Origin of the sequence: Streptomyces sp. MZ04, assembly GCF_004684775.1 — a bacterium.
Classification (GTDB): Bacteria; Actinomycetota; Actinomycetes; order Streptomycetales; family Streptomycetaceae; genus Streptomyces.
The window spans coordinates 1-2,158 of sequence record NZ_SRIC01000522.1 but is presented as its reverse complement, the minus strand read 5'-3'; the positions used below and the strand labels follow the sequence as shown (position 1 = coordinate 2,158).

General features: G+C 71.7%; 3 protein-coding genes. 1 reads left to right on the top strand and 2 read right to left on the bottom strand.

Annotated features, from left to right (window positions below):
* Positions 1 to 83: 83 nt before the first annotated feature.
* On the bottom strand, positions 84 to 488 hold the full coding sequence (locus tag E2651_RS45850) for a hypothetical protein (RefSeq protein ID WP_245239552.1): 405 nt from the start codon (positions 486 to 488) through the stop codon (positions 84 to 86).
* A gap of 416 nt (positions 489 to 904) precedes the next feature.
* Between E2651_RS45850 and E2651_RS42735 the strand changes: the two genes are divergently transcribed.
* On the top strand, positions 905 to 1,225 hold the full coding sequence (locus tag E2651_RS42735) for a hypothetical protein (protein ID WP_135336650.1): 321 nt from the start codon (positions 905 to 907) through the stop codon (positions 1,223 to 1,225).
* Here the strand turns inward: E2651_RS42735 and E2651_RS42730 are convergent.
* On the bottom strand, positions 1,194 to 2,158 hold a 965-nt coding region (locus E2651_RS42730; protein WP_135336649.1), incomplete at its 5' end, for an NADP-dependent oxidoreductase. The two genes, E2651_RS42735 and E2651_RS42730, sit on opposite strands and share 32 nt — an antisense overlap.

Below are 2,158 nucleotides of genomic sequence, written 5' to 3'. Positions count from 1 at the left end.
TCGTGGGCTCGGAGATGTGTATAAGAGCCAGGTTCAGGGCATTCGAATATGCCAAAGGCGCCTGTGCCGCGCCGTCTCGTGCCCTAAATTCCCGGAGACGCCTCCGGTGAACAGAGCTGGCACACGGCGGGCTGCGCGCGGAGGTCCGCTATGTGGCGGCGCAGCCCGGGGCCCAGGTCGGCGGGGACATCTACGACGTCGTCAGCACACCCTTCGGCGTACGGCTGATCATGGGCGACGTCATGGGCGACGTCATGGGCGACGTCATGGGCGACGTCATGGGCAAGGGAAGGGCGGCGGTCGGCACCGCCATAGACGCCCTCGGCGCCTTCCGCGAACTCGCCCAGTGCGAGGCGCGGTTGTCCATGGTGGCCCAGCGTATGGACGCGGCCCTGGCGCACCGGGAGAGCGGCGCGGACTTCGTCACCGCGCTGCTGCTCGGCGCGTCCGACGGCGAGGGCAGCGTGGAGCTGGTCTGCTGCGGACATCCGCCGCCCCTGCTGATCCGCGCGCGCCGCGCCACCTTCGTGGACGCCCTGCCGAGAAGAGGCGACCGTGGCCGGCAATCTGCCTACGGAGCACACCCCTCTTGTCGGCCGCCGCCGCGAACTCACCCTGCTGCGCCAGCTCTGCACCCGCTCCCGCACGGTGACCGTGACCGGCCTCGGCGGCATCGGCAAGACCCGCACCGCACTGCGCGGCGCCGCCGACGTGGCGGACGGCTTCGCCGACGGAGTCTGGTTCGTCGAGCTCTCCGGCCTCCAGGACGGCGTCCTCCTCGTGCACGCGGTCGCCACGGCGCAGCGACGACGACACGGCGTACGCGTACTCCACGCACCGGCTCGGCTGCGCCGCGCTGACGCGGGACGAACACGCCACGGCGGAGAGGTACTTCAAGGCGTCCGTGGCCGGCTACGCGGAACTCGGCGAGCTCAACAGCAACGTCATGATGGCGCGCATCGAGCTGGCCATGGCGCTCGCGTTCCAGGGCGATCTGGACGCGGCCGTCGGCCTGTGCGCGCAGGCCCGCGCCACCTGCGAGGCACACGGCGAGCGCTGGGCCAAGGCGTACGCCCTCTATGTGCTCCTTCGCCGCCTGGGCGGGCGGCCGCACCGACGAGGCGGCGCGCCTCGCCAGGGAGTGCCTGCTGATCAACTACGAGTTCCGCGACCTCGTCGGAATCGTCCTGCTGTCACAGCTCCGCGCCGACCGCCCGGACGATGATCTTGCCCAGGTTCTCGCCCCGCAGCATCCCCAGGAACGCGTCCACGATCCCGCCGAAGCCCTCGACCACGGTCTCGTCGAGCCCGATGCGCCCGCTCCGCAGATGGGGCACCACGAACGCGTTCAACTCCTCTTGCACATCACGGTGGTTGCGGACCAGGAACCCCTCCATGCGCAGGCTCTTCTCCACGATGTCGGGGAGATTGCGCAGCGCGTACGGCGCGCCCGTGGCGTTGTACTGCGCGATCGTGCCGATCCGTACGATCCGCCCGTACTCGCGCAGCGAGGAGATCGCGGCCTCCAGGTGCTCTCCGCCCACGTTGTCCATATAGAGGTCGATGCCGTCGGGCGCCGCCTTCGCGAGCAGCTCGGCCGCCGGGCCCGCGTGATAGTCGAAGACCTCGTCGTAGCCGACGTGTTCGGTGAGGTACGCCGCCTTCGCCGCCGTCCCCGCGCTGCCGACGAGCCGCCCGGCGCCCATCAGCCGGGCGAGCCGCCCGGTGGCCGTGCCCACGCCGCCGGCCGCCGCCGAGACGAACAGGTCCTGCCCCTCCCGGAGTTGGGCGACGCGGGTGAGCCCGACGTACGCGGTCAGGCCCGTGCCGCCCAGGATGCTCAGGTGCGCCGAGAGGGGTACGCCGTCGAAGCGGGGGACGCGGCGGGCCTCTTCGGGCGTGACGACGGAGTGGGTGCGCCAGCCCTGCCGGTGGAAGACGATCTCCCCCTCGGGGAGCGCGGGGTCGCGGGACTCCACGACCCGGCCCAGGGCGCGGCCCTCCAGCGGGGCGTTCAGCTCGAAGTCGCCGTCCATCATTTCGCGGTGGTAGGGGTCGACGGACCAGTAGAGGTTCTCCACCAGGGCCGTGCCGGGGCCCGGCGCGGGCGGCGCGGACTCGACGAAGGCGAAGTGGCCGGGGGTGGGGAAGCCGTGGG

Coding starts and splice junctions, on each gene's coding strand:
- E2651_RS45850 (WP_245239552.1), bottom strand. CDS start 488: ATGTCCGCAGCAGACCAGCTCCACGCTGCCCTCGCCGTCGGACGCGCC.